Below are 26317 nucleotides of genomic sequence, written 5' to 3' on the forward strand. Positions count from 1 at the left end.
CAATGGCCTGCACCGTGCCACCGCCTTGGGCTCCAGGGCGGTGCATCTTGCCCGCACAATCCGCTGAAACCCCTGTTCCAGAGCCTGTACACAATCCGGCATAGCCCTTGCTATCGCTCTATCCGCGCAGTCGCCATTTGCCTTATCGCCAAATACGAACTCAACGGAGAGAGCACCCATGAAGCGTCGCAGTCTGATCAAGGCCTTTACCCTCAGTGCATCCATCGCCGCGATGGGCCTGAGCTGGACCATCCAGGCCGCCGAAACCATCAAGGTCGGCATCCTGCACTCCCTGTCCGGGACCATGGCGATTTCCGAGACCTCGCTGAAAGACATGGCGCTGATGACCATCGACCAGATCAACGCCAAGGGCGGGGTCAATGGCAAGCTGCTGGAGCCGGTGGTGGTCGACCCGGCCTCGAACTGGCCGCTGTTCGCCGAGAAGAGCCGCCAGTTGCTGACCCAGGACAAGGTCGCGGTGGTGTTCGGCTGCTGGACCTCGGTATCGCGCAAATCCGTGCTGCCGGTGTTCGAGGAGCTCAACGGCCTGCTGTTCTACCCGGTGCAGTACGAAGGTGAAGAGATGTCGCCGAACGTGTTCTACACCGGTGCGGCGCCGAACCAGCAGGCGATTCCGGCGGTGGAATACCTGATGAGCGAAGAAGGCGGCGCGGCCAAGCGCTACTTCCTGCTGGGCACCGACTACGTCTACCCGCGCACCACCAACAAGATCCTGCGCGCCTTCCTGCACTCCAAGGGCGTGGCCGACAAGGATATCGAAGAGGTCTACACGCCGTTCGGCCATGCCGATTACCAGACCATCGTCGCCAACATCAAGAAGTTCTCCGCCGGCGGCAAGACCGCGGTCATCTCCACGGTCAACGGCGACTCCAACGTGCCCTTCTACAAGGAACTGGCCAACCAGGGCCTGAAGGCCACCGACGTACCGGTGGTGGCGTTCTCGGTGGGTGAAGAGGAACTGCGCGGCATCGACACCAAGCCGCTGGTGGGCCACCTGGCCGCGTGGAACTACTTCGAGTCGGTGGAGAACCCGGTGAACACCCAGTTCGTCTCCGACTGGAAGGCCTACGCCAAGGCGAAGAACCTGCCGGGCGCCGACAAGGCGGTCACCAACGACCCGATGGAAGCCACCTACGTCGGCATCCACATGTGGGCGCAGGCCGTGGAGAAGGCCGGCAGCACCGATGTCGACAAGGTCCGCGAAGCGCTGGCCGGGCAGAGCTTCAAGGCACCGTCGGGCTTCACCCTGACCATGGACAAGACCAACCACCACCTGCACAAGCCGGTGATGATCGGCGAGATCCAGGATGACGGGCAGTTCAACGTGGTCTGGGAAACCGAGCAGCCACTGCGGGCCCAGCCGTGGAGCCCGTTCATTCCGGGGAATGACAAGCGGCCGGATTATGCCGTGAAGGGCAATTGATCCCCTGAGGCCCAATCGCTGGCAAGCCAGCTCCCACAGGGTCCTGCATGCACCGGACCTGTGGGACCTGGCTTGCCAGTGATGAGGCCCTGAAGAACACCGCACCTCCCCCTACCAGAAAAGGGACCCCGCTCCATGCCCAAGGCCCTCTACCGATTCCTGCTTTCCCTGTGCCTGCTGCTGCCCTTCGCCGCGCACGCCAGCGAAGCCGAATACTTCGCCGCCGCCAAGCCCAACGATCAGGCCCGCCTGCTCCAGGACTGGGCGGCGCAACCGGATCCTGCCCGGCTGACCCTGCTCGTGTCCTTGCAGCAAGGCCGCCTCAGCCCCGACGACAGCCGCAAGCTGCGCCTGAACAACCGCCTGCGCGGCCTGGTGGACAACGCCCTGGCCAGCCATCAACTGCTCAGCGCCGAGCCGGCCACCCGCCTGCAAGCCGCCCAGCAACTGCAAAAGAGCGCGCAACCGGCCCAGGTCGCCTTCCTCGACCGCCAGTACGCCCAGGAAAAGGACGACAACGTCCACGCCGCCCTCGGCCTGGCCCTGGCCAACCTGCAACTGGCCGCCAGCGAACCCTCGGTTCGCCTCGCCGCCGTGCGCCTGCTCGGCGAAACCGGCGACCCCATGGCCCGCACCCGCCTCGAAGCGCTGCTCGACCCGGCCGTGGAAAGCGACGCCGGGGTACGCACCGCAGCGGAAACCAGCCTGGCCCAGGTCAAGCGCAAACTGCTGGTCGGCGAGATCCTCGGCCAGGCCTTCAGCGGCCTGTCCCTCGGTTCGATCCTGCTGCTCGCCGCCCTCGGCCTGGCCATCACCTTCGGCCTGCTCGGGGTGATCAACATGGCCCACGGCGAGATGCTGATGCTCGGCGCCTACACCACCTATGTGGTGCAGATCATGGTCCAGCGCTATGCCCCCGGCGCCCTGGAGTTCTATCCGTTGCTGGCCCTGCCGGTGGCCTTCGCCGTGAGTGCCGGGGTCGGCATGGCCCTGGAGCGCACGGTGATCCGCCACCTCTATGGCCGCCCCCTGGAAACCCTGCTCGCGACCTGGGGCATCAGCCTGATCCTGATCCAGGCCATCCGCCTGGTGTTCGGTGCGCAGAACGTCGAGGTGGCCAACCCGGCCTGGCTGTCCGGCGGCATCCAGGTGCTGCCGAACCTGGTCCTGCCGTGGAGCCGCATCGTGATCATCGGCTTCGCCCTGTTCGTGGTGTTGCTGACCTGGCTGCTGCTCAACCGCACGCGCCTGGGCCTGAACGTGCGCGCCGTGACCCAGAACCGCAACATGGCCGCCTGCTGCGGCGTGCCTACCGGCCGGGTCGACATGCTCGCCTTCGGCCTCGGCTCCGGTATCGCAGGCCTCGGCGGCGTGGCCCTGAGCCAGATCGGCAACGTCGGCCCGGACCTGGGCCAGAGCTACATCATCGACTCCTTCCTGGTGGTGGTGCTCGGCGGCGTCGGGCAACTGGCCGGGAGCCTCTGGGCCGCCTTCGGCCTGGGCATCGCCAACAAGCTGCTGGAACCGCAGATCGGTGCGGTGCTCGGCAAGATCCTCATCCTTGCGCTGATCATTCTGTTCATCCAGAAGCGTCCGCAAGGCCTGTTCGCCCTCAAGGGACGGGTAATCGACTGATGAACCAGCCACTGCTTGTCACCGCCGCGCAAAAGGCCGGACCGAAACTGTCCCTGGCCATCGGCGCCGTCGTCCTGCTGGTCCTGCTCGCCCTGCCGCTGCTTTCGCTGCTGCCGGACGGCCATGCCCTGCAGGTCTCGGCCTACACCCTGACCCTGGTCGGCAAGATCCTCTGCTACGCCATCGTCGCCCTGGCCCTCGACCTGGTCTGGGGCTACGCCGGCCTGCTGTCCCTCGGCCATGGCCTGTTCTTCGCCCTCGGCGGCTACGCCATGGGCATGTACCTGATGCGCGAAGCCGCCGGCGATGGTCTGCCGGCGTTCATGAGCTTCCTGTCGTGGAGCGAACTGCCCTGGTACTGGGCCGGCACCCAGCATTTCGCCTGGGCCATGTGCCTGGTGGTGCTGGCGCCGGGGCTGCTGGCCCTGGTGTTCGGCTACTTCGCCTTCCGCTCGCGGATCAAGGGCGTGTATTTCTCGATCATGACCCAGGCCCTGACCTTCGCCGGGATGCTCCTGTTCTTCCGCAACGAAACCGGCTTCGGCGGCAACAACGGCTTCACCAACTTCCGCACCCTGCTGGGCTTCGACATCACTGCCCAGGGCACCCGGGCGGTGCTGTTCCTGCTGACCGTGGCGCTGCTGGTGGGCAGCCTTTTCATCGGCTGGCGCCTGGCGCAGAGCAAGTTCGGCCGGGTCCTGACCGCGCTGCGTGACGCCGAGAACCGCCTGATGTTCTGCGGCTACGACCCGCGTGGCTTCAAGCTGTTCATCTGGGTCTTGAGCGCCGTGCTCTGCGGCCTGGCCGGGGCGCTATACGTGCCGCAGGTGGGCATCATCAACCCGAGCGAGATGTCGCCGACCAACTCCATCGAAGCCGCCGTGTGGGTCGCCCTTGGCGGACGCGGCACGCTGATCGGCCCGCTGCTCGGCGCCGGCCTGGTCAATGGCATGAAGAGCTGGTTCACCGTGGCGTTCCCGGAGTTCTGGCTGTTCTTCCTCGGCGCACTGTTCATCCTGGTCACCCTGTACCTGCCCAAGGGCGTGGTCGGCCTGCTGAAGAAAAGGGGCGAACAATGAGATTCCCGTCGATCCATCCCGAATTCATGCTGGAGCCGATCCTTGACGAGGGCAGTGGCCGCGACGCCATCGGTCTCGGCCAGGTGGCTTCCCCGGGCCTCGATGCCCGCCACGGCACGGTGCTGACCCTGGAAGACATCAACGTCAGCTTCGACGGGTTCAAGGCCATCAACGGCCTGAACCTGTACATCGGCGTCGGCGAGCTGCGCTGCATCATCGGCCCCAATGGCGCCGGCAAGACCACCATGATGGACGTGATCACCGGCAAGACCCGCCCCACCAGCGGCAAGGCCTGGTTCGGCGACACCCTCGACCTGACCCGCATGAGCGAAGTGCAGATCGCCCAGGCCGGGATCGGCCGCAAGTTCCAGAAGCCCACGGTGTTCGAGGCGCTGACGGTGTTCGAGAACCTGGAGCTGGCGCAGAAGACCGACAAGTCGGTGTGGGCCTGCCTCGGTGCGCGGCTCAGCGGCGAGCAGCGCACGCGGATCGATGAAGTGCTGAATACCATTCGCCTGGAAGCCTCGCGCAATCGCCCGGCGGGGTTGCTGTCCCACGGGCAGAAGCAGTTTCTAGAAATCGGCATGCTGCTGATGCAGGACCCGCAATTGCTGTTGCTCGACGAGCCCGTGGCGGGCATGACCGATGCCGAGACCGAGTTCACCGCCGAACTGTTCAAGAGCCTGGCCGGCAAGCACTCGCTGATGGTGGTGGAGCATGACATGGGCTTCGTCGGCAGCATTGCCGACCATGTCACCGTGCTGCACCAGGGCAGTGTGCTGGCGGAAGGTTCGCTGGCACAGGTGCAGGCGGATGATCGGGTGATCGAGGTTTATCTGGGGCGATGAGGAAAACACCATGCTGAAAATCGATTCCCTGCACCAGTACTACGGCGGCAGCCATATCCTCCGCGGCCTGTCCTTCGAGGCCAAGGTTGGCGAAGTCACCTGCCTGCTCGGCCGCAACGGCGTGGGCAAGACCACCCTGCTGCGCTGCCTGATGGGCCTGGTGCCAGCCCGGGAAGGCAGTGTCAGTTGGGAAGGCCAGTCCATTACCCAACTGAAACCGCATCAGCGGGTCCACGCCGGTATCGCCTATGTGCCCCAGGGCCGCGAGATCTTCCCGCGCCTGACCGTCGAGGAAAACCTGCTGATGGGCCTGTCGCGCTTCGGCGCCAGCGAGGCGAAGAAGGTGCCGGAGTTCATCTACGAGCTGTTCCCGGTGCTGTTGCAGATGAAGCACCGGCGTGGCGGCGACCTCTCCGGCGGCCAGCAGCAACAGCTGGCCATCGGCCGGGCCTTGGCCAGCCGCCCGCGCCTGCTGATCCTCGACGAGCCCACCGAAGGCATCCAGCCCTCGGTGATCAAGGAAATCGGCGCGGTGATCAGCAAGCTCGCGGCCCGGGGCGATATGGCGATCCTGCTGGTGGAGCAGTTCTATGACTTCGCCGCCGAACTGGCCGACCAGTACCTGGTGATGTCCCGGGGCGAGATCGTCCAGCAGGGCCGTGGCGAAAACATGGAAGCCGAAGGTGTGCGCGGGCTGGTAACCATTTAATCTGGCGGCCTGCCCCAGCCTGTGGATAACCACCATGCCTCACACCCTCCGCGACGCCGTGCCTGCCGATCTGCCGGGCATCCGCGCTATTTACAACGACGCCGTGCTCAACACCACGGCGATCTGGAACGAACAGCCGGTGGACCTGGCCAACCGGCAGGTGTGGTTCGACGGGCGGCAGGCGCAAGGTTATCCGGTCATCGTTGCGGTGGACGACGCGGGAGACGTGGCCGGCTATGCCTCGTTCGGCGACTGGCGGGCCTTCGAAGGGTTTCGGCATACCGTGGAGCATTCGGTGTATATCCGGGCTGATCAGCGTGGGCATGGACTGGGGCCGAAGCTGATGGAGGCCCTGGTCGAGCGGGCTCGCCAGTGTGGCAAGCATGTGATGGTCGCGGCGATCGAGAGCGGGAATGCGGCTTCGATCAGGCTGCATGAGAGGTTGGGGTTCCGGGTGACCGGGGAGATGCCGCAGGTGGGGGTGAAGTTCGGGCGGTGGCTGGATCTGACCTTTATGCAGTTGGTGTTGAATCCGGGGGCTCAACCACCCAACTGATGGTGTTCTTCAGGGCCTCATCGCTGGCAAGCCAGCTCCCACAGGGATCGCGTGCACCGCAAAACCTGTGGGAGCTGGCTTGCCAGCGATGAGGCCCTGAAGGTCACTGCACAAACCGCCCCAATCGCTGGCGCAACATATCGTTCTCGCTCCGCAACTGCTGCACTTCCTCCAGCAGCTCAAGCGCCAGGGCCACTCCTTCCCATTCCAGCTCCAGCTCCGCATGCAGCCTCGCCGCACGCTTGGCCAGCACCGGCGAACGGTCATCGAACAACCAGTCCTCCGGTGTTCGCCCTGACGGTTCAACGATGCCGTGTTCGACGATTTCCATCACGCAGTCCACCGTGAGATCGGCTTCCTGGCACAAGGTACGCATATCCAGCTGAACGATCAGGGTGCTACTCATGGTCACTTACTCCATTGAGCTCGCGGGTTGAACCCGGCCTTCTCCGACAGTTTGTTCCACAGTTCACGGGTGGCGGCATCCGACTGCGCCGGCATCACCACCTTCAGTTGTGCATACAGGTCACCACGCTGGCCCTGCTTGTTGGCCAGGCCCATACCCTTGATCCGCAGGCGCTGGCCGCTCTGGCTGTCCGGGCGGATGGTCAGGTTGACCTTGCCGGTCAGGGTCGGCATTTCCACCTTGGTGCCCAGCGCCGCTTCCCACGGTGCCAGCGGCACGGTGATGATCAGGTCATGGCCTTCAACATCGAACAGCGGGTGCGGTGCGAAGCGGATGATCAGGTACAGGTCGCCATTCGCCCCGCCACCCACGCCCGGCGCGCCCTGGCCCTTGAGGCGGATGCGCTCGCCGTCGGTCACCCCGGCAGGGATCTTGACGTTGAGGGTCTTGGTGGTGTCGCCGGTGCGCTGGCCCATGGCGTTGTGCTGGGGCACCTGGAAGCTGATCTTCTTCGACTCGTTGGCCAGGGTTTCCTCGAGGAATACCGCCAGTTCCATTTCCACGTCCTGCCCCCGCCGACCGGCACTGCGCTGCTGTTGACCACGGCCAAACGGATTGCCGTTGCCACGACCGGCCGAGCCGAAGATCGAACTGAAGAAATCCGAGAAATCGCCACCACCGCCGAAGCCACCGCCACCGGCGCCGCCACGGCTTTCCCAGCCGGGCGGGGCCTGGAACGGCCGGCCGTGCTGGCCGCCGTACTTGCGGATCTCGTCGTACTCGGCGCGCTTTTCCGGGCTGCTCAGCACTTCGTAGGCCTCGTTGGCCTCCTTGAACTTGTCTTCGGCGTCACGCTCTTTGCTGACGTCCGGGTGATACTTGCGGGCCAGCTTGCGGTAGGCGGTCTTGATCGCCTTGTCGTCCGCCGTCGGCTCAACGCCCAGTATCTTGTAATAGTCTTTGAAATCCATCGAAGGAATCACCGTCGGTTAAATGCACTGCCTGTGAAGATTGGGGCCAAGCATAGCCTTTCAAGGCGCCCCGAGGTTGTCGCGCGGCAGATAATCGGTCTTGATTCTGCGCGCAACTGGCATAAACTGCGCGGCCGTTTTTCCCCCGGAACCGCCTCCATGACTCATGCATCCCCGGCCCGTGCCTGTGGTATCGACTTCGGCACGTCAAACTCCACCGTCGGTTGGCATCGCCCTGGCGAGGAGACGCTGATCGTCCTCGAAGACGGCAAGATCACCCTGCCTTCGGTGGTGTTCTTCAATATCGAGGAACGCCGCCCGGTCTACGGTCGCCTGGCCCTGCACGAGTACCTGGAGGGTTACGAGGGTCGTCTCATGAGATCGCTGAAGAGCCTGCTCGGTTCCAAGCTGATCAAGCACGACACCAGCGTGCTGGGCACCGCCCTGCCGTTCAAGGACCTGCTGGGGATGTTCATCGGCGAGCTGAAGAAGCGCGCCGAAGCCAATGCCGGCCGCGAGTTCGAGCAGGTGGTGCTGGGCCGTCCGGTGCATTTCGTCGACGATGACCAGGCCGCCGACCAGGAGGCCGAGGACACCCTGGCCGAGGTGGCGCGCAAAATCGGCTTCAAGGACGTGTCGTTCCAGTACGAGCCGATCGCCGCGGCCTACGACTACGAGTCGGGCATCGAGCGCGAGGAACTGGTGCTGATCGTCGACATCGGCGGGGGTACCTCGGACTTCTCGCTGATCCGCCTGGCTCCCGAGCGGCACATGCTCGACGACCGCCACAACGACATCCTCGCCACCGGCGGCGTGCATATCGGCGGAACCGACTTCGACAAGCAGCTCAGCCTGCAGGGCGTGATGCCGCTGTTCGGCTACGGCAGCCGGATGAAAAGCCAGGCGTTGATGCCTACCAGCTACCACCTCAACCTGGCCACCTGGCACACCATCAACTCGGTGTACTCGCAGAAATCCCAGCTGGCCCTGGGCAGCATGCGCTACGACATCGAGGACACCCTGGGCATCGACCGCCTGTTCAAGCTGATCGAACAGCGCGCCGGGCACTGGCTGGCGATGGAAGTGGAAGCGACCAAGATCGAGCTGACCCACGCCGAGAACCGCCTGGTGGACCTGGGCCGGGTCGAGAAGGACCTGCAGGTGGACCTGACCCGGGCGCTGTTCGAGCAATCGATCGACAACCTGCTGGAGCGGGTGCGCGGCAGCGTCGATGAGTTGCTGCTCAAGGCTGGCGTGGGGGTGGAGCAGGTGGATACGGTGTTCTTCACCGGTGGTTCCAGCGGCATCCCGGCGCTACGCCAGAGCGTGGCGGCGATGCTGCCGAATGCGCGGCATGTGGAAGGGAATATCTTCGGCAGCATCGGCAGCGGGCTGGCGATCGAGGCGCGCAAACGCTACGGCGCCTGACTCCAGGGCCCTATCGCTGGCAAGCCAGCTCCCACAGGTTTAGCGGTGCACGCAATAACCTGTGGGAGCTGGCTTGCCAGCGATGAGGCCGGATCAGACACCACAAGGCTTCAGACCAGCTCCACCCGCTTCAACTCACTCTTCAGGTAGGCATAGTAGATCGGCCCCGCCACCACCCCCGGCAAGCCGAAGGCCGCCTCGAACACCAGCATCGCCAGCAACAGTTCCCACGACTTGGCACTGATCTGCCCGCCCACGATCCGCGCGTTGAGGAAGTACTCGACCTTGTGGATAACGATCAGATACCCCAACGCCGCCATCGCCACCCAGATCGACAGCGACAAGCCGACGATGGTGATCAGGGTGTTCGACATGAGGTTGCCGATCACCGGCAGCAAGCCGAGCAGGAAGGTCAGCACGATCAGCGTCTTGGTCAGCGGCAAATGCACGCCGAACAGCGGCAGCACCACCGCCAGGAAGATCCCGGTGAACGCGGTGTTGAGCAGGGAAATCTTGATCTGCGCAAAAACGATATTGCGAAACGCCTGGACCAGCAGCGACAAGCGCTCGAACAACGCCGCCGCCAGCGGTTTGCGCCGCGAGATATCAGGAATCCGCTGCAAGGCGACAATGGCCCCGAGAATCATGCCGATCAGCAAGGTAACGAACATGTGCGCCGCACCCTTGCCCACCAGTTGCAGCTCGCCGAGGTGGGTCTTCAGCCAGTCGCCGATGGCCACCTTGAACTCGGCGGCGCTGGCCGGCAGGTAGGCGTCGACGAACGGTGGCAACTGGCTGCGGGCCTGGTCCACCAGGAGCATGAAGCGGTCCAGCGAGGCTCCGGGGTTTTCCGCCTCATGCAGGAGGAAGCTGATGGCCCCGGCGAAGATCAGGGTCAGGGTGCTGACCACCAGGGTGCCGAGCAAGGCCACCGCCAGCCACCGTGCCCGCGGCCCGGCAATCACGTGCTGGAGTTTCGGCGTAAGCATGTTGACCAGCTCGAACACCAGCAAGCCGGCGAGCAGGCTCGGCAGCAGCTTGAGCGGCAATACCAGCAACAAGGCGGTGAATACGATGATCCAACTGGCCAGCACGACCTGACGCTGGGTAAAAGTCATACAACCTCAGAGACAGCCAAAGACGACGGAGGCGGCAGTCTGCCAGCCTTCGGTGAACAGGCATAGGGGCGGGCGACGGCGGACGATCAGGCATTGCCCCAGAGCAAGACCTGATCGGCCCGTCAGATCATTTTTTCTTCAGGCAGTCGCTCATGAAGGTCTTGCGCTCATCGCCCTTGAGCGCCTTGGTGGTGGCGTCGGCGTTGCAGGTCTTCATCTTGTCCTGCTGGGTGGCGGCCGGCTTGGCCTTCAGGCAGGTGCTCATGAACGCCTTGCGCTCATCGCCCTTGAGCGCCTTGGCGGTGGCGTCGGCGTTGCAGGTCTTCATCTTTTCCTGCTGGGCGGTGGCAGCGAAACCCTGTGACGCCATCAGCAGGCCCAGCAACAGCAACGGCACACGCAGCATCTTCATGGTGACTCTCCTGATCGCCGCGAGAGAGGCGCGGCTGTCAGTGGAGTTTAGACAAGATTTCTTACATCCCTTGGGAGCGCTAGCAGCCGGCGGCCTTGAGCCGTTCCGCGTGCTCGACGAACAGCTTCACCGGCTGCGCGCCTTTGCCCACCGCGCCCAGGGACTGGTTGACGATATCCAGGTGGTCAAGGGGATAGTCGTCGCCGATCACCTGGCCCAAGTGCGAACTGAAGCGCCCGACCATACCGTCGCACTGGCCCTTCTCGCGCACGAAAGTGCTGGCGAACAGGCGGCAGAAACGGTTGCTGCCGTCCAGGCGGTTCAGGCCACGGTCGGTGATGCCCGGCTTGAGCACGCCGGACCAGGAGTAATAGCGCACGCCGTTGACCTCGGCCGGCCCTTCTCCTCCCCAGGTCTCGGGCAGCCCCTGTGGATAACTCAGGTTGAAGCGAGCCACGCCGCTGGAGGTCAGGGAAAGGTGCGAGGCGTGCACGTCGATCGGCAATTTCTCGCCCTTCCAGCCGGTTTCCAGCACTTCCATCAGCCACGCCAGGCCATGCAGCACCGCCTTGAGCAAACGTCCGCGGGGTGAATCGCCGGGGTACTCGCGCTCGAAGAAGTCGGCCAGTTCCGAACCGTGGTTGGGGCCGGCGATGGAGGTGACCGAGGCCACCCATTCCGGACGTTTCGCCGCCACGTAGCGGGCCGTCAGGGCGCCCTGGCTGTGGCCGAGCAGATTGACCTTCTCGACCCCAAGGCGCTGACGCAGGTCCTCGACGATGCGCAGCAACTGCTCGCCGCGCACCTCGGTGCTGTGCAGCGGCGAAACCTGTACCGGGTAGACCTGCGCCCCGCCCCGGCGCAGGGCCCTGACGATGCCGAACCAGTAGGGATAGGCCAGCAGCCGGACAAAGCCGAGCATGCCCGGCACCAGCACCAGTGGATAACGCGTGGCAAGCGCTTGCGACATGGCGACTCCGGTTTCAGGAGGTAATCGCTGCACCCTACAGGCGAAACGATGGCAATCGCAATCGAACTCCCGTCGCCGCTTGCGGTTCCAAATTCTTATCGGGCCATGACGGCCTAACACGAGGATGTACGACCATGTACAAGCACGCCCTGGCAGCACTTCTGGCAAGCGCCACCCTGATCGGTTGCAGCAGCCACCCGGAAAACCCGGTGGACCACGTGACCTTCCGCGACCAGCCCCTGGTCAAGCAGGTGGAAAACGGCATGACCATGCAAAAGGTCATCGCTATCGGCGGCAGCCCGTCCACGGTCATCGACCTGCCTAACGGCGGCACCTGCAACAACTACATCCTCAACCGCGAAGGTCATCAACAGCCTTACTTCGTGCGCTTCGACGCCACCGGGCATGTCGACGACAAGGGCTTCAAGACCTGCGAACAGCGTGAGCAGGATCGCCGTGAAGGCCGTGGCTGATAAAACTTTTGCCGCTTCGCCGCACTCGTACCTGATGTAGCGACCGCGCCCGAGAGCGCGGCGCGCCCATTTTCCAGCCTGGAGAAACGTGATGAGCACCGTAGAACTGACCGATGTACAAACCCTGCGCGAACGTGCCCGCCAGCATGTGGAGCAAGGCGCCGTGACCGAGGGCTACACTGCCGACCGCCAGACCATCCTGCGCCTGCTCAACGAGTCGCTGGCCACCGAATGGGTCTGCACCCTGCGCTACAAGCGCCACTACTACATGGCCAGCGGGATCAAGGCGAGCGTGGCGGCGGCGGAGTTCCTGGAGCATGCGAACCAGGAGCAGGAGCACGCCGACAAACTGGCCGAGCGCATCGTGCAGCTGGGTGGCGAGCCGGATCTGAACCCGGACAACCTGAGCAAGAATTCCCATGCGCAGTACGTGGCCGGGAAGAATCTGAAGGAGATGGTGCTGGAGGACCTGGTGGCTGAGCGGATCGCCATCGACAGCTATCGGGAGATCGTGCGCTTCATTGGTGACAGCGATCCGACTACCCGCCGTATTTTCGAAGACATCCTGGCTCAGGAAGAAGAGCATGCGGATGATATGGCGGACCTGCTGCAAGGCCTCTGATTCTCTATTGCCCTTCAGGGCCTCATCGCTGGCAAGCCAGCTCCCACAGGGACCGCGTACACCGCGAGGCCTTGTGGGAGACCTTGATGCCTCCATAGCCAGCAACAAAATTTGTGTCCGCCTCTAACCCTGTGGGAGCTGGCTTGCCAGCGATAGGGCCCTCCTTCATTTCACAGTCTTGGGCGCCTTGCCGGCCCGCATCTGCTCCAGCAACGGCGTACAACGGTTCGGCTCATCCCCGCTGCTCGGCGCCACCAGCGCCAGCAACCCGGCCGCCGGCCCGGCCACCACTCCCAGCGCCACCATCCCCGCCCCGCGCAATGCCAACGGCACCGCCTGCACCCCCGCCGACGGCTTGGCGAACGAACCCCGTACATACAACGGCGAACGCAGCGAGAACAGGCGCAGGCCCTTGGATTCCGGATTGATCTTCAAATCCAGCTGTTCGGTAGCGAAGTTCGCCGTACCGGTGACATAGATCACCGCATTCTCGGTATCGAACACGAACAGCCGCGTGGTCGCCAGACCATCCTTGATCCCGACATCGGTCGCCGCACAGTTGATCTTCACCTCGTTGTCGCCAAACAGCTTGCCGACCACATAGTTGCCCACGTTAAGCCCGGCGATTTCCATCAGGCTGCGGCTGACTGCGCCATCGTTGACCAGCAGCTTCAGGTCGCCATTGGACGTGCCCAGCAAGGCCGCGATCGAATTACCCCGGCCACTGAGGTCCGCATCGCCATTGAGCGCACCGAAGCTGGTCTTCATCGGTTCGAAGGTCGGGAACAGCTGCTTGAGCTTGAGATTGCGCGCAGTGAACTTCACCCGCCCCTGCATCGGCGTGCTGCGCCCGTCGAGGCGCACCTGCATGCCCAGCTTGCCGCCCGCCACACCGAAGGACAGCGGCTCCAGACGCAGCAGGCCATCCTCGAGGACCACGTGACTATCAAGATCGGTGAACGGCAGTTCCTCGGTCTGCACGATGCGCTTGCCAGTGAAGGTGACATCGGCATCCATCGCCCGCCAGCGCTCTGTGCGGAACTCTTCCACCGGCAGGACCTTCTCCCCAGGCTGCTTCGCGGCACCACCACGGGCTTTCTGCTGAGCATTGGAGTCGGCGCCGATCAGCGGCGCCAGGTCCTTGAACAGCAACTGGTTGGACACCAGCTTGCCGGTCAGCCTGGGCCGCGGCTGGCTGGCGGCGAAGGCCAGGTCGCCATGGATATCGCTGTCGCCGATCTTGCCGTTGAAGCCTTCGTAGCGGAACAGCGCCCTGCCCGGCTCGTGCAGCTTGGCGATCAGGTGGCCGTCGGTCTGGTACGGCGGGGTGTCCGGCAGGGTCACGCCGGTCAGCGGATAGAGGTTGCCGAGGCTGGCACCGGAGAGTTTCAGGCGCAGGTCGAGGGCGCCGAGATTGCGCGGGTCGGTCAGGGTGCCGGCGACGATGGCGCGGGTCTTGGCGATGCTCACGTCCACCTGCACCGGGAACGGCTGGGTCGCATCCTGCAAGGCCAGCAGGCCGCCAATCTTGCCTTCGCCCGTCAGCGCCTCGCCCTTGTAGGTGCCCTTGGCCTTGAAGCCGAAGGCGTAGTCCTGGGCGTTGCCGTGTTCCTTGGCGGTCTTCTCGGCAGTGCTCTTGCCGACGATATCGCTGAACGGGATCGGCTTGCCCAGCGGGTCGACCTGCACCTGGACATTGGTCTTCAGGGTGGCGTCATCGAACGCCACCTGGCCCTTGTCGAAGCCGATGGCGCCGATATCCAGTACCCATTTCGATGGCTCGGCGTTTTCGTCCTTGGGCCCGAAATCGAAGGTCCAGTTGGCCCGGCCATCGGCCAGGCGCTTGAGGCTGGCGGTGGGCAGCTTGAGGTCGATGCGCGGGATGACGATGCGCTGGGCCAGCAGCGGCAGCGGCGAGAGGCGGAAATCCACCTGCTGCAGGCCGACCATCTGCGGTTCCTTGAGCCACTCCGGGTTGCCCAGGGTCAGGTCCTGGGCAGTGAACACCGGCCACGGCACCCAGGCCCGCCAGCCACCTTCCTCGGGCTCGCGGCGCCAGTGCACGGAGAGGTCGCCATTGATGGCGAAAGGTCGGTGCAAGGCTTCGGAGACCTTGTCGTTGAGCAGCGGCTTGACCCGGTTCCAGTCGAAGGTGGCGATGAAGATCACCAGCACCACCAGGATCAGCGCAAGGCTGGCCAGGGTCCAGGTGATGATTTTGGCGGGGCGCGTCATTGCACGGTTCTCCAGTGACAGCTAGGCAGACAGCGTGCGTTGACCACGCACTTGTACTTGGGACTGACGAAACGCCAAGGGGTTTCGCCGGATACGCCGGCCAATTCCTACTGCGGCACTCAGGAAAGCCGCGACCTAGAGCGGCCGGTGGAATGTATCAATCCCGTTGATTGTTACCATTACCTTTATGAACTTTTCTATCCAATTTCCAAGAGTAGCATTGGCTCCGTACCCACTTACTTGTCCTCCCCCAGGAGATCCAAAACATGAAACGCCAATTGCTGCTCAGCCTTGCCCTCTCAGTCCTGGCCACCAGTGCCTTCGCCGTACCGGCCGCCGACCAACACCTGTCCGCCGAAGCCCGCGACAGCTCGGCCACGGTCTCCCAGCCGCTGAACACCCTGGCTGAAGGCGGTTCGGATCGTGTGATCGAACGCGCCAACCGTGTGGCCGAAGGTGGTGGTGACCGTGTGATCGAACGCAACAACCGCGTTGCCGAAGGCGGTGGTGACCGTGTGATCGAGCGCAACAACCGAGTTGCCGAAGGCGGTGGTGACCGTGTGATCGAGCGCAATAACCGTGTGGCCGAAGGCGGTGGTGACCGTGTAATCGAACGCAACAACCGGGTGAGCTGATGCCTATGCGCGAAAACAACAGCTACCCGCGCGCAGTCCTCTCCCCTCCGAGGCCCGGTCAACTGACCGGGCTTTGTTTTTCCGGCCCCGGCCTTTAGAGTGCAGGGCCCGTTTCACACGAACGAACCCGCCATGCTGCCGCGCGCCGAACAGAAGCAACAGACCCGCCACGCCCTGCTGGACGCCGCCCGTCAACTGATGGATAGCGGTCGCGGATTCGGCAGCCTGAGCCTGCGTGAAGTGGCCCGCACGGCCGGCATCGTGCCCACCGGTTTCTACCGGCATTTCGATGACATGGACCAACTGGGCCTGGCCCTGGTCCGCGAAGTCAACGAAACCTTCCGCCAGACCATCCGCAGGGTCCGCCACAACGAAATCGAACTGGGCGGCATCACCGACGCCTCGGTACGTATCTTTCTCGATGTGGTCGCGGCCAACCGTGCGCAATTCCTGTTTCTCGCCCGCGAGCAATACGGCGGCTCGCAGCCGGTGCGCCAGGCCATCGCCCGCCTGCGCGAGGGCATCAGTTCCGACCTCGCCGCCGACCTGGGCAGCATGCGCCGCTGGCAGCACCTCGATGCACCGGCACTCGGCGTGATCGCCGACCTGGTGGTGAAAACCGTATTCGCCACCCTGCCGGAGCTGATCGATCCGCCCACCAACCTGGCCGAGGGCCAGCTCAGCGCCGAAGCCAAGATCATCCAGCAACTGCGCTTCATCTTCGTCGGCGCACGGCACTGGCAGGGCCTGGGCAACCCGGCCTGATCCCGGCGCCACGGGGAAATTTCCTGCTACCATGCGCGCCAACGCAATGACGGCGACGAACCTTTTCCATGTCCGAACTTTCCCCTGCCCAGTCCTCCCTGCTCGCTGACATCCAGCAACACTTCGACCGGCGCATCGTGCCGCTCTGGGAAGGCCCGGGCTGGAACCCGGACATGGCCCTGCCCTTCGAGGCGCTCGACCCCGCCCACCAGCCAATGCCGGTGCAGCGCTACCGGGCCATGGCCTGTGCCCGCCAGCTCTACCTGTTCAGCAGCCGCATCGACCAGCCCGGCGCCAGCGAACGCGCCGCCGCGCTGTTCCGCTCGCTGAACCGGCACTTCCATGATGCCGAGCATGGCGGCTGGTTCTACAGCGTCGATGCCCAGGGCAAGCCACTGGACCGGCGCAAGGACCTGTACACCCACGCCTTCATCGTCTTCGCCTGCGCCCACTACTGGGACAAGAGCCGCGACAGCCTGGTGGAATCGACCCTGAATGCCGCGCTCAGCGTGGTGGCCGAGCGCTTCGCCAATGACGACGGGTTGTACGAGGCAAGCCTTGGCGAAGACTGGTCGGACCTGGGCAGCGGCCCGTTGCAGAACCCGTTGATGCACCTGGCCGAAGCCTTCCTTGCCACCCTGGCCGTGCGTGAGGATGACGAGGTGCAGGCGGCTCTGCTGGCCCTGACCGAGGGCATGCAGGCGCAGTTCATCGACCCGCAGCATGGGGTGATGCTGGAGAAACCGCGCGGGGCTGTGGATAACTGGTTCGAGCCGGGGCATCAGTTCGAATGGTTCTGGCTGTTGGAGACTTCGCCGCTGCTCAAGGGCACGGCGTTGCATGCGTCGCTGGAGCGGGCCTTTGCCTTTGCCGAAGAGCGCGGGGTGAAGGACGGTGCGGTACTGGCGATGCTTGATGCCGATGGCCAGGTGCGTGATGCCACCCAGCGCATCTGGGCCCAGGCCGAGTACCTGCGGGCGCTGACCTTGCGCGCGGATGGCGGGGAGAAGCTGGTGGGGCAGCTTGAGGTGCTGCGCCAGCGGTTCCTGCATGAGGGGGGGTGGTATGAGTGTCGGGATGCCAAGGGTGAGGTGAGTCGGGAGGATATGCCTTCTACTACGCCGTATCACCTGGTGACCTGTCTGCAAGGCTTGCAGCGCAGCAACTGACGCCATCGCTGGCAAGCCAGCTCCCACAGGGTTCGCGCCGCCCGCGAGAACACCGCTGTACCTGTGGGAGCTGGCTTGCCAGCGATGAGGGCCTCAAGGGCGACTCAGTCCTTGCGGGTAATCGAGAACCCGGCCCAATCCTGGCTCACCGGCATCAACTCAAGGTTGTTGATGTTGATATGCGCCGGCTGGTTGAGAATCCAGAACACGGTCTCGGCGATGTCCTGCGGCTGGATCGCTTCGGCGCCCGCGTAGGTGGCGTCGTAACGGCTCTGGTCGCCGCCGAAACGCACCAGCGAGAACTCGCTCTCGCACAGCCCCGGCTCGATATTGGTCACCCGCACGCCAGTGCCGCGCAGGTCGCAGCGCAGGCTCAGGGAGAACTGGCCGACGAAGGCCTTGGTGCCGCCATACACGTGGCTGCCCGGATACGGATAGTTGCCCGCCACCGAACCGACGTTGAGGATGGTCGCACCCCGACCGTGGGCGATCAGCCGCGGCAGCAGCAGGCGGGTGCTGTACATCAGGCCCTTGATGTTGGTGTCGACCATGGTTTCCCAATCATCCAGGTCGCACTGCGGCGCCGGGTCCGCGCCCAGGGCCAGGCCAGCGTTGTTGATCAGCCCGCGCAGCTTGGCGAAGGCCGGTGGCAGGCTGGCGATCGCCTCCTCCATGGCCTTGCGGTCACGTACATCCACGACCAGGCCATGCACCTGGGTTTGTTGCGAAAGTTCTGCACACAGGGCGTCGAGGCGCTCCTGGCGGCGACCGGTCAGCACCAGCGACCAGCCGGCCTCGGCGAAACGGCGGGCGCAGGCTTCGCCGAAGCCGGAAGTGGCACCGGTGATGAATACGGTGGAAGTCATGGGTATCTCCTTGGATCACGGCAAGAGGACAGCAGGCCCTGAAGCATGCCCGGCCAATGGCCATGCGGCAAGCCGTTCCTGCCCCTGGACAAAAAACGACCAATCGGCGCAAAGCCTTGTGGCAGAAGGCTCCGGCGCGGCTATGCGCACCTTATCCACAGGCCCTTCCACACAGATTGGGGGCAACTGTATAACCCTGCCGCAGCGCTCCAGGCCAAGTAATCCACAGGCTGGGGCGCCCTTTTTCACTTGACTCCGGTGTCAGCTTAAGCACCCTGCCCCGTTATCGTGCACGGTGGAAAACCGCGTTGATGGCGCAACGCCTTTAACCTCGCGGGCCAGCGGCGTCTTTCCAGGGCTTGTTCACAGAGTTATCCACAGGCTTTCATTGATGTTTTCAGGCTCTTTTAAATGCTGATCAGCAACTTGACAAATACCCCGACAGGGTCTTCTGAAGTCACTGATCAAAAAATGAACACATCCTTGCAAGCCACGTGACACAAGGCTTGCAGCCACTCATCACCAAGTTACCCACAATCGCTTCCACATTAATCGTGGACAACTTCAATTACATGGAAAACAACTGCTTACAGCGACTTTATGGCGCATGGCCATCAACTTGCCCAGGTACTTTTCCACATTCCTGTGGACAACCTATTGCACCTTGCGGTTGGTGTCTTCCAGGCGCCGTTGCAGTTCGCCGATCTGCCGGGTCTGCTCGTCCACGGTGCGGCGCAGATCCTGCAGGTCGCTGGCGTTCTGGTTGAGGGTGTCGCGCATCTTCTTCAGGTCGGCCACGCTGACCCCGGAGTCATGCAGGGAGTGGCTCATGCCGGATTCGCGGTGGATCGCGGCGAGGTTGTCGGAAGAGGACGCAGAGGACTCGATCTGGACCTTGGCCGCTTCCTCGGCGTGCACTGTCAGGCCGCCGAACAGCAGGCCGCAGGCGAGGATCGCGGGGGTGAGCAGGGAGCGTCGGGACATCGTAGGGGTTCCTTGTGCAGCGTCGAAACGGTACACGGGGTACGACTGCCCGGGTTTGCCTTGAGTTCCTGAAAATCCAGGACGACGCAGCGGCTTGTAGGAGCGTGGCTTGCCCGCGAAGGACCGCACAGCGGTCCCAAAAATGTTACTGGCCACACTATTTTGGGACCGCTACGCGGTCCTTCGCGGGCAAGCCACGCTCCTACGAGGATTGGGCGATACAGGAGGTATCAATGCCCGCCGAGATAAGCGTTCCTCACCTCCTCATTGACCAGCAGCTCCTGCCCCGTACCACTCAGGCGGATCTGCCCGTTGACCATCACATAGGCCCGGTCCGACAGCTTCAGCGCATGGTTGGCGTTCTGCTCGACGAGGAAGATGGTCATGCCGCTCTTCGCCAGTTCGCGCAAGGTCGAGAAGATCTGCTTGACCACGATCGGCGCCAGCCCCAGCGAAGGTTCGTCCAGCAGCAAGAGCTTCGGCCGGCTCATCAACGCCCGGGCGATGGCGAGCATCTGCTGCTCGCCACCGGACATGGTCATCGCCCGCTGGCTACGCCGCTCCTTGAGCCGCGGGAACAGCTCGTACATGCGCTGCATGTCTTCGTCGGCATGTTTGTCGCCAATGGGGATGGTGCCCATCATCAGGTTTTCCTCGACGGTCATGTCGGGGAACACCCGCCGCCCTTCCGGCGACTGGGCGATGCCGTTGGAAGCGATGTAGTGCGACGACTTGTGGGTGATGTCGGTACCGCGATAGAGGATCTTGCCCCCCGCCGCCCGCGGCTGGCCGAAGATCGACATCAGCAGGGTCGACTTGCCGGCACCGTTGGAGCCGATCAGGCTGACCGTCTCGCCCTCGTTGATGTGCATCGAGACCTTTTTCAGGGCCTGGATCGGCCCATAGAACACGTCCAGGTCCTGCAGTTCGAGAATGGGTGCACTCATACCAGCTCCTCTTCGTCAGCACCCAGGTAGGCGGCGATCACGGTCGGGTTGTTGCGGATGTCCTGCGGCTTGCCTTCGGCGATCACGTTGCCGTGGTCGAGCACGACGATATGGTCGGAAATGCTCATGACCATGCCCATGTCGTGTTCGATCAGGACCACGGTAATGTCGTGCTCGTCACGCAATACCCGGATCATCCGGCTCAGGGCCTCGGTTTCCTGCGGGTTGAGGCCGGCAGCCGGTTCGTCCAGGCAGATGATCTTCGGCCGCGTGCACATGGCCCGGGCGATTTCCAGGCGGCGCTGCTGGCCATAGGAAAGCTCACCGGCGAGGCGGTTGGCGCAGTCCACCAGGTCCACCACTTCCAGCCAGTAGAAGGCATGGTCGAGGGCGTCGCTTTCCGCCTTGCGGTAGGCCGGGGTGTTGAGCACGCCGGCCAGCAGGTTGCGGTTGACCCACATGTGCTGGGCCACCAGGAGGTTTTCCACCACCGACATTTCCCGGAACAGGCGGATGTTCTGGAAGGTCCGCGCCAGGCCGGCGCGGTTGACCAGGTGGGTACCGCCGAACATCTTGTAGCGTACCCGGGTCATGAAGCGACTCGGCGAAACGAAGTCGCCCAACTGGAAGCGCTCGCCGAGCAACTGGATCACGTTGGTGTGCGAGCCGCGCACGTTCAGTTCGATCTTGCCGCCACTGGCCTTGTAGAAACCGGTGAGGCAGTTGAACACCGTGGTCTTGCCCGCACCGTTGGGGCCGATCAGGGCGAAGATGTCGTTGCGCTTGACCTTCAGGCTGACGTCGCTCAGCGCCTTGATCCCGCCGAACTGCATCATCAGGTTATCGACCGAGAGGATTACGTCGTCGCTCATGGCGCCACTCCTTTACGCGGGACCACACCGGCGCGGCTGATACGGATCAGCCCGCGCGGTCGCCAGATCATCATCAGCACCATCAGCACGCCGAACAGCAGCACGCGGTATTCGGAGAAGCTGCGCAGCAGTTCCGGGGCCACGGTCAGGACGAACGCGGCGATCACCACGCCGACCGTCGAGCCCATTCCGCCGAGCACTACGATGGCAAGGATCAGCGCCGACTCGAAGAAGGTGAACGACGACGGGTTGACGAAGCCTTGGTAACTGGCGAAGAACACCCCGGCCAGACCGGCGGTGGACGCCCCCAGGGTGAAGGCCGAGAGCTTGACCAGCACATGGTTCAGGCCCATGGAACGGCAGGCGATCTCGTCTTCGCGCAGGGCTTCCCAGGCCCGGCCGACCGGCATGCGGGTCAGGCGGTGCTTGATGTACAGCACGGCCAGCACGACCATGAACAGCACGGCGTAGATGAAGATGAACTTGAGGTTGGCGTTGTATTCGAAGCCGAAGAACTCGTGGATCGGTACCCCGCCATCCTTGGCCCGGCGCCCGAACTCCAGGCCGAGGAAGGTCGGCGACGGTACCGGCATGCCGTTCGGACCGCCGGTGAACGACAGCCAGTTGTTCAGCACCAGGCGAATGATTTCACCGAAGCCCAGGGTCACGATCGCCAAATAGTCGCCGTGCATCCTCAGTACCGGGAAGCCCAATATGCAGCCCGCCAGCGCCGCGGCGATGGCCGCCAGCGGCAGCACGCTCCAGAAGCCCAGGCCGAGGTACTGGTAGCCCAGGGCCAGGCCATAGGCGCCGATGGCGTAGAAGGCCACGTAACCCAGGTCGAGCAGGCCGGCCAGGCCCACCACGATGTTCAACCCGAGCCCCAGCAGCACGTAGATCAGGCCGAGGATGACCACGGTCAGCAGGTACTTGTTGGCGAAAATCGGGAAGACGATGGCGATAACGATCAGCGCCGGGATGATGTAGCGCAGGCGCGACTTGTAGTCCGGCGCCAGCACATGCACCCCCGAGCCACCGCTTTCGAAGCCGTGGGCCATGCGCTTGCCGGCGTCGGTCTGGAGGAACAGGCTGATCAGCAGGCGCCCCACCATCACCCCGCCCACCAGCCAGGCCACGCGGCTCGGTTCGGCGTTGAAGCTGTAGCCGTCGAGGACCACGCCCACCACCGGACCGAAGACGATCAGGGCGAGCAGGCCGGCGACGACGGTGTCAATCAAGGTGCGTTTGATATCGAAACCGGAAGAAGCAGTCTTGGCAGTGGACATGTTCACACCTTAGCCACGAGCGGGCGACCCAGCAGGCCCTGGGGACGGAAGATCAGGATCAGCACCAGCAGGGAGAAGCTGAACACGTCCTTGTAGTCGGAGTTGACCAGGCCGGCGAACAGCGATTCCGAGATACCCAGCACGATCCCCCCGAGCATGGCCCCGGGCAGCGAGCCGATGCCGCCGAGTACCGCGGCGGTGAACGCCTTGATGCCGATGATGAAGCCGGCATAGAAGTCGAAGGTGCCGTAGTTCATGGTGATCAGCACCCCGGCCAGGGCCGCCATCACCGCGCCGATGACGAACACATAGGAGATCACCCGATCGGTGTTGATCCCCAGGATCGAGGCCATCTTGCGGTCCTGCTGGGTGGCGCGGCACATGCGGCCGAGCTTGGTGTACTTGATCACGTAGGTGAGCAGGGCCATGCCGGCGAAGGCGGCGATGAGGATGAAGATCTTGGTGTAGGTCAGTTGCACGAAGCCGGTACCGACGTCGAAGCGCCAGGCGCCTTCGAGCAGGGTCGGCACGCCTTGCTGGCGGGCGCCCTGGCTGATCTGCGCGTAGTTCTGCAGGATCAGCGAGATACCGATGGCGCTGATCAGCGGCGCCAGGCGGGTGGAGTTGCGCAGGGGTTTGTAGGCGATGCGTTCGATGGTGAAGCCGTAGACCCCGGTGACGACGATGGTGAACAACAGGGTTCCCAGCATCAGCAGCGGAAAGGACTCGATACCGAAATAGGCCAGCAATGCCAGGCTGATTGCCGCCAGGTAGGCGGAAATCATATACACCTCGCCGTGCGCGAAGTTGATCATGCCGATGATGCCATAGACCATTGTGTAGCCGATGGCGATCAGACCATAGACGGACCCGAGGGTCAGCCCATTGATCAGTTGCTGCAGGAAAATTCCATCCATAACGCAATCTCACGTATTTGAGATTGCACAAGCGCCGACTACGGCGAACCGCGGATGACACGGCCCTCGCAGCGCAGGTTTGTGCAGATCTACGGGAAAAGACAGGTACGGCGCAGAACCGGGAACCGGCCCGGGCGTTGGCAGCCCGGGCCGGTCGCGCTTGTTATTTTTGTTTTTCGAGCTGGTGGTATTTGCCGTTGGCGTCCCACTGGTAGACCACGTAGTCGGAGACGGTCAGGTCGCCCTTGCTGTCCCACTTCTTCTCGCCCATCACGGTTTTCACCGGATTGGCCTTGAGCCACTTGGCGGCGTCTTCGCCCTTCTTCGACTTGGCGCCTTCGAAGCCGGCGGCCAAGGCCTGGATCGAGGCGTAGGCGTACAGGGTGTAGCCTTCCGGCTCGGTGCCGCCCTTGCGGAACTGCTCCACGACTTCCTTGCTGTCCGGCAGCAGGCGCGGGTCGGCGCCGAAGGTCATGTACACGCCGTTGGTGTATTGCGCGCCGCCGGCGGTGGCGACCAGTTCGTCGGTGACGATGCCGTCGTCGGACATGAACGCCACGTCTTTCAGACCCTGCTCACGCAGTTGGCGGACCAGCGGACCGGCTTCCGGGTGCAGGCCACCGAAGTAGACGACATCGGCACCGGCGGCGCGGATCTTGGTGACCACGGCGCTGAAGTCCTTCTCGCCACGGGTCAGGCCTTCGTACAGCACCGGGGTCACGCCGCGCTTGGTCAGCTGTGCCTTGGTGGCGTCGGCAAGGCCCTGGCCGTAGGTGTCCTTGTCGTGCAGGACCACGACTTTCTTGCCCTTGAGCACATCGACGATGTAGTCGCCGGCGACGATGCCCTGCTGGTCGTCACGCCCGCACATGCGGAACATGGCGCCGAGGCCGCGCTCGGTGACCTGCGGGTTGGTCGAGCCCGGGGTGATGGCGATCACGCCGGCTTCGTCGTAGACCTCGGAGGCCGGGATGGTCGAGGAGGAGCAGAAGTGGCCGACCACGCCGGCGACCTTGTCCTGGTCCACCAGGCGGTTGGCCACGGCCACGGCCTGCTTCGGTTCGCAGGCGTCGTCGCCCTTGACCAGGACGATCTTCTCGCCGTTCACGCCGCCCTTGGCATTGATCGCATCGGCCGCAGCCTGGGCACCTTTCATGTACTGCTCGCCGAAGGCTGCGTTGGCGCCGGTCATGGGACCTGCGACACCAATCTTCAGATCGGCCTGGACATACGAAGAAACGCCCAGCGCCGTGGCCACGGCGAGAGCAAGAAAGCCTTTCTTGTAAAACGTCTGCGACATGTGGTGGTGCTCCTGATGTTTTTTTGATTTGGCACTACTACTTCAGCAACTTGTTTCAGCCCATTGCTCTGAGCAAGGGCCGTGCCATCGGTTTTTTATTCGAAAAAAACACGTACCGCAGTTTTCCAGCAGAGACTTCCGGGCTTTCTTTTCAGGTCGTGCAACCGCTTGCCAGACACAAAGAGCAACCTTCCGAAGAGGGAAAGCGCAACCCGCCGATGCCATCATTGCAACCTTGACGCGTGTTTACGTGCAACCGCCCTGTAACAGGATGCGTAACGGAACTGCACATCCGCGGTGCGCGACTGCTACAACAAGCACCATAAGAGGCTAGACCGCCCCGGGAAAATCGCCGCTATCGGTAGTCTGCTACCGAACGACCCGTGAATCGGCCTGACCCCGGGCGGAGTACACTGGCACAATGGGCAGCCTTGATGGCACCCGCCGGAACTGGAGCGACCTAATGAGCGAAAGCGCCTTCGCAGACCGCATCGTGCAAAGCCTGCTGGACACCGATTTCTACAAGCTGACGATGATGCAGGCGGTGCTGCACAACTACCCCAACGTCGACGTCGAGTGGGAGTTCCGCTGCCGCAATGGCGAGGACCTGCGCCCCTGGCTGGGGCAGATCCGTGCACAGATCGAGCGCCTCAGCGACCTGAGCATCAGTGACGAGCAACTGGGCTTCCTCGAACAGATCAGCTTCATGAAGCCGGATTTCCTGCGTTTCCTCGGCCTGTTCCGCTTCAACCTGCGTTACCTCGACATGGGCATCGAGAACGACCAGTTCTACCTGCGCATCAAGGGCCCCTGGCTGCACGTGATCCTCTTCGAAGTGCCGCTGCTGGCGATCGTCAGCGAGGTGCGCAACCGCAACCGTTATCCACAGGTGGTGCTGGGCGACGCCCGCGACCAACTGCTGCGCAAGTTCGACTGGCTGCGGGCCAATGCCAGCGAAGACGAGCTGGCCGGGCTGCAGGTCGCCGATTTCGGCACCCGCCGGCGCTTCTCCTATGGCGTCCAGGAAGAAGTGGTGAAGGTGCTGAAGAGCGAGTTCCCGGCGCGCTTCGTCGGCACCAGCAACGTGCACCTGGCATGGAAACTGGATATCAAGCCGCTGGGCACCATGGCCCATGAATGGATCATGGCCCACCAGCAGCTCGGCCCGCGCCTGATCGACAGCCAGATCGCCGCCCTCGACTGCTGGGTCCGCGAGTACCGCGGCCTGCTCGGCATCGCCCTGACCGACTGCATCACCATGGATGCCTTCCTGCGCGATTTCGACCTGTACTTCGCCAAGCTGTTCGACGGCCTGCGCCACGACTCCGGGGATCCGGTGCTCTGGGCGGAAAAGGCCATCGCCCACTACCGCAAGCTCGGGATCGACCCGATGACCAAGACCCTGGTGTTTTCCGATGGCCTCAACCTGCCGCGCTCCCTGGAAATATTCCGGGCGCTGCGCGGGCGGATCAATGTCAGCTTCGGCATCGGCACCAACCTGACCTGCGACATCCCCGGCGTGGCGCCGATGAGCATCGTGCTTAAAATGACCGACTGCAACGGCCAGCCGGTGGCGAAGATCTCCGATGAGGCCGCCAAGACCCAGTGCCGCGACGCCAATTTCGTCTCTTACCTGCGTCACGTTTTCCAAGTTCCCAGCGAGGAGTAAC

The 26317-nt window shown here is 63.7% G+C and carries 26 protein-coding genes; 13 read left to right on the forward strand and 13 right to left on the reverse strand.

Annotated features, from left to right (window positions below):
* Window positions 1–178 precede the first annotated feature (178 nt).
* The 6 genes from urtA (at window position 179) to PSEMO_RS20045 (ending at window position 6271) form a co-directional block, all read left to right on the forward strand.
* On the forward strand, window positions 179–1444 hold the full coding sequence (urtA, locus tag PSEMO_RS20020; RefSeq protein ID WP_075804709.1) for an urea ABC transporter substrate-binding protein: 1266 nt from the start codon (window positions 179–181) through the stop codon (window positions 1442–1444).
* Window positions 1445–1579: 135 nt separating this feature from the next.
* The gene (gene urtB, locus PSEMO_RS20025; protein ID WP_075804710.1) at window positions 1580–3079 is read left to right on the forward strand and encodes an urea ABC transporter permease subunit UrtB; all 1500 of its coding nucleotides are present in this window, start codon (window positions 1580–1582) and stop codon (window positions 3077–3079) included.
* Window positions 3079–4158: an urea ABC transporter permease subunit UrtC gene (gene urtC / locus PSEMO_RS20030; protein ID WP_075804711.1), complete on the forward strand. Its 1080-nt coding sequence runs from the start codon at window positions 3079–3081 to the stop codon at window positions 4156–4158. Before urtB ends, urtC begins: the two co-directional genes overlap by 1 nt.
* Window positions 4155–5006 carry an urea ABC transporter ATP-binding protein UrtD gene (urtD, locus tag PSEMO_RS20035; protein ID WP_075804712.1) on the forward strand — a complete coding sequence of 284 codons (852 nt, stop codon included), beginning with the start codon at window positions 4155–4157 and terminating at the stop codon, window positions 5004–5006. Before urtC ends, urtD begins: the two co-directional genes overlap by 4 nt.
* 10 nt (window positions 5007–5016) lie before the next feature.
* Window positions 5017–5715 (forward strand): urea ABC transporter ATP-binding subunit UrtE, encoded by a 699-nt coding sequence (gene urtE, locus PSEMO_RS20040; RefSeq protein ID WP_075804713.1) that lies wholly within the window; start codon window positions 5017–5019, stop codon window positions 5713–5715.
* A 34-nt stretch (window positions 5716–5749) separates the two neighbouring features.
* Complete coding sequence (locus PSEMO_RS20045) at window positions 5750–6271, forward strand: GNAT family N-acetyltransferase (RefSeq protein WP_075804714.1); 522 nt, start codon at window positions 5750–5752, stop codon at window positions 6269–6271.
* Between the two features lie 103 nt (window positions 6272–6374).
* Here the strand turns inward: PSEMO_RS20045 and PSEMO_RS20050 are convergent, their stop codons facing one another.
* Entirely contained in the window at window positions 6375–6677 is a 303-nt protein-coding gene (locus PSEMO_RS20050) for a chaperone modulator CbpM (protein WP_075804715.1), read from the reverse strand.
* Between the two features lie 2 nt (window positions 6678–6679).
* The gene (cbpA, locus tag PSEMO_RS20055) at window positions 6680–7648 is read right to left on the reverse strand and encodes a curved DNA-binding protein (RefSeq protein ID WP_075804716.1); all 969 of its coding nucleotides are present in this window, start codon (window positions 7646–7648) and stop codon (window positions 6680–6682) included.
* Window positions 7649–7807: 159 nt separating this feature from the next.
* Here cbpA and PSEMO_RS20060 point away from each other — a divergent pair, with 159 nt between their 5' ends.
* A complete protein-coding gene (locus PSEMO_RS20060; protein ID WP_075804717.1) occupies window positions 7808–9076 on the forward strand; it encodes an Hsp70 family protein in 1269 nt (422 codons plus the stop codon).
* Window positions 9077–9186: 110 nt separating this feature from the next.
* On the opposite strand, the gene PSEMO_RS20065 is transcribed toward PSEMO_RS20060, so the two are convergent.
* The 3 genes from PSEMO_RS20065 to PSEMO_RS20075 all read right to left on the reverse strand — a co-directional run bounded on the left by PSEMO_RS20065 (window position 9187) and on the right by PSEMO_RS20075 (window position 11576).
* Window positions 9187–10194 (reverse strand): AI-2E family transporter, encoded by a 1008-nt coding sequence (locus PSEMO_RS20065; RefSeq protein WP_075804718.1) that lies wholly within the window; start codon window positions 10192–10194, stop codon window positions 9187–9189.
* 127 nt (window positions 10195–10321) lie between these two features.
* The gene (locus PSEMO_RS20070; protein WP_075804719.1) at window positions 10322–10606 is read right to left on the reverse strand and encodes a PsiF family protein; all 285 of its coding nucleotides are present in this window, start codon (window positions 10604–10606) and stop codon (window positions 10322–10324) included.
* A gap of 79 nt (window positions 10607–10685) precedes the next feature.
* Complete coding sequence (locus PSEMO_RS20075) at window positions 10686–11576, reverse strand: esterase/lipase family protein (RefSeq protein ID WP_075804720.1); 891 nt, start codon at window positions 11574–11576, stop codon at window positions 10686–10688.
* Window positions 11577–11710: 134 nt separating this feature from the next.
* On the opposite strand from PSEMO_RS20075, the gene osmE reads away from it, so the two are divergent.
* Both osmE and PSEMO_RS20085 read left to right on the forward strand, forming a co-directional pair.
* Window positions 11711–12049: an osmotically-inducible lipoprotein OsmE gene (gene osmE / locus PSEMO_RS20080; RefSeq protein ID WP_075804721.1), complete on the forward strand. Its 339-nt coding sequence runs from the start codon at window positions 11711–11713 to the stop codon at window positions 12047–12049.
* A 91-nt stretch (window positions 12050–12140) separates the two neighbouring features.
* On the forward strand, window positions 12141–12671 hold the full coding sequence (locus PSEMO_RS20085) for a ferritin-like domain-containing protein (RefSeq protein WP_075804722.1): 531 nt from the start codon (window positions 12141–12143) through the stop codon (window positions 12669–12671).
* 165 nt (window positions 12672–12836) lie between these two features.
* Here the strand turns inward: PSEMO_RS20085 and PSEMO_RS20090 are convergent, their stop codons facing one another.
* Window positions 12837–14906 (reverse strand): AsmA family protein, encoded by a 2070-nt coding sequence (locus PSEMO_RS20090; protein WP_075804723.1) that lies wholly within the window; start codon window positions 14904–14906, stop codon window positions 12837–12839.
* Window positions 14907–15172: 266 nt separating this feature from the next.
* Here PSEMO_RS20090 and PSEMO_RS20095 point away from each other — a divergent pair, with 266 nt between their 5' ends.
* From PSEMO_RS20095 to PSEMO_RS20105, 3 genes are all read left to right on the forward strand, one after another.
* Entirely contained in the window at window positions 15173–15541 is a 369-nt protein-coding gene (locus tag PSEMO_RS20095; RefSeq protein WP_075804724.1) for a hypothetical protein, read from the forward strand.
* Window positions 15542–15673: 132 nt separating this feature from the next.
* Complete coding sequence (locus tag PSEMO_RS20100; protein ID WP_075804725.1) at window positions 15674–16306, forward strand: TetR family transcriptional regulator; 633 nt, start codon at window positions 15674–15676, stop codon at window positions 16304–16306.
* 68 nt (window positions 16307–16374) lie between these two features.
* Window positions 16375–17475, forward strand: coding sequence for an AGE family epimerase/isomerase (locus PSEMO_RS20105; protein ID WP_075804726.1), 1101 nt, complete (start codon window positions 16375–16377; stop codon window positions 17473–17475).
* A gap of 104 nt (window positions 17476–17579) precedes the next feature.
* On the opposite strand, the gene PSEMO_RS20110 is transcribed toward PSEMO_RS20105, so the two are convergent.
* The 7 genes from PSEMO_RS20110 to PSEMO_RS20140 all read right to left on the reverse strand — a co-directional run bounded on the left by PSEMO_RS20110 (window position 17580) and on the right by PSEMO_RS20140 (window position 24647).
* Window positions 17580–18341, reverse strand: a complete 762-nt coding sequence (locus tag PSEMO_RS20110) for an SDR family oxidoreductase (RefSeq protein WP_075804727.1) — start codon at window positions 18339–18341, stop codon at window positions 17580–17582.
* Window positions 18342–18995: 654 nt separating this feature from the next.
* A complete protein-coding gene (locus PSEMO_RS20115) occupies window positions 18996–19325 on the reverse strand; it encodes a hypothetical protein (protein ID WP_075804728.1) in 330 nt (109 codons plus the stop codon).
* 230 nt (window positions 19326–19555) lie between these two features.
* Window positions 19556–20272: an ABC transporter ATP-binding protein gene (locus PSEMO_RS20120; protein ID WP_075804729.1), complete on the reverse strand. Its 717-nt coding sequence runs from the start codon at window positions 20270–20272 to the stop codon at window positions 19556–19558.
* Window positions 20269–21144 (reverse strand): ATP-binding cassette domain-containing protein, encoded by an 876-nt coding sequence (locus PSEMO_RS20125; protein ID WP_075804730.1) that lies wholly within the window; start codon window positions 21142–21144, stop codon window positions 20269–20271. Before PSEMO_RS20125 ends, PSEMO_RS20120 begins: the two co-directional genes overlap by 4 nt.
* Window positions 21141–22430, reverse strand: coding sequence for a high-affinity branched-chain amino acid ABC transporter permease LivM (gene livM / locus PSEMO_RS20130; RefSeq protein WP_075804731.1), 1290 nt, complete (start codon window positions 22428–22430; stop codon window positions 21141–21143). The genes PSEMO_RS20125 and livM overlap by 4 nt, the downstream gene beginning before the upstream one ends.
* A gap of 2 nt (window positions 22431–22432) precedes the next feature.
* The gene (locus PSEMO_RS20135; RefSeq protein WP_009398626.1) at window positions 22433–23347 is read right to left on the reverse strand and encodes an ABC transporter permease subunit; all 915 of its coding nucleotides are present in this window, start codon (window positions 23345–23347) and stop codon (window positions 22433–22435) included.
* A 163-nt stretch (window positions 23348–23510) separates the two neighbouring features.
* Entirely contained in the window at window positions 23511–24647 is a 1137-nt protein-coding gene (locus PSEMO_RS20140) for a branched-chain amino acid ABC transporter substrate-binding protein (RefSeq protein ID WP_075804732.1), read from the reverse strand.
* A 463-nt stretch (window positions 24648–25110) separates the two neighbouring features.
* Between PSEMO_RS20140 and pncB the strand changes: the two genes are divergently transcribed.
* Window positions 25111–26316, forward strand: coding sequence for a nicotinate phosphoribosyltransferase (gene pncB / locus PSEMO_RS20145; protein WP_075804733.1), 1206 nt, complete (start codon window positions 25111–25113; stop codon window positions 26314–26316).
* Window position 26317: the final 1 nt, after the last annotated feature.

The sequence above is a fragment of the Pseudomonas putida genome (genome assembly GCF_001941965.1).
GTDB classification, from domain to species: domain Bacteria; phylum Pseudomonadota; class Gammaproteobacteria; order Pseudomonadales; family Pseudomonadaceae; genus Aquipseudomonas; species Aquipseudomonas putida_L.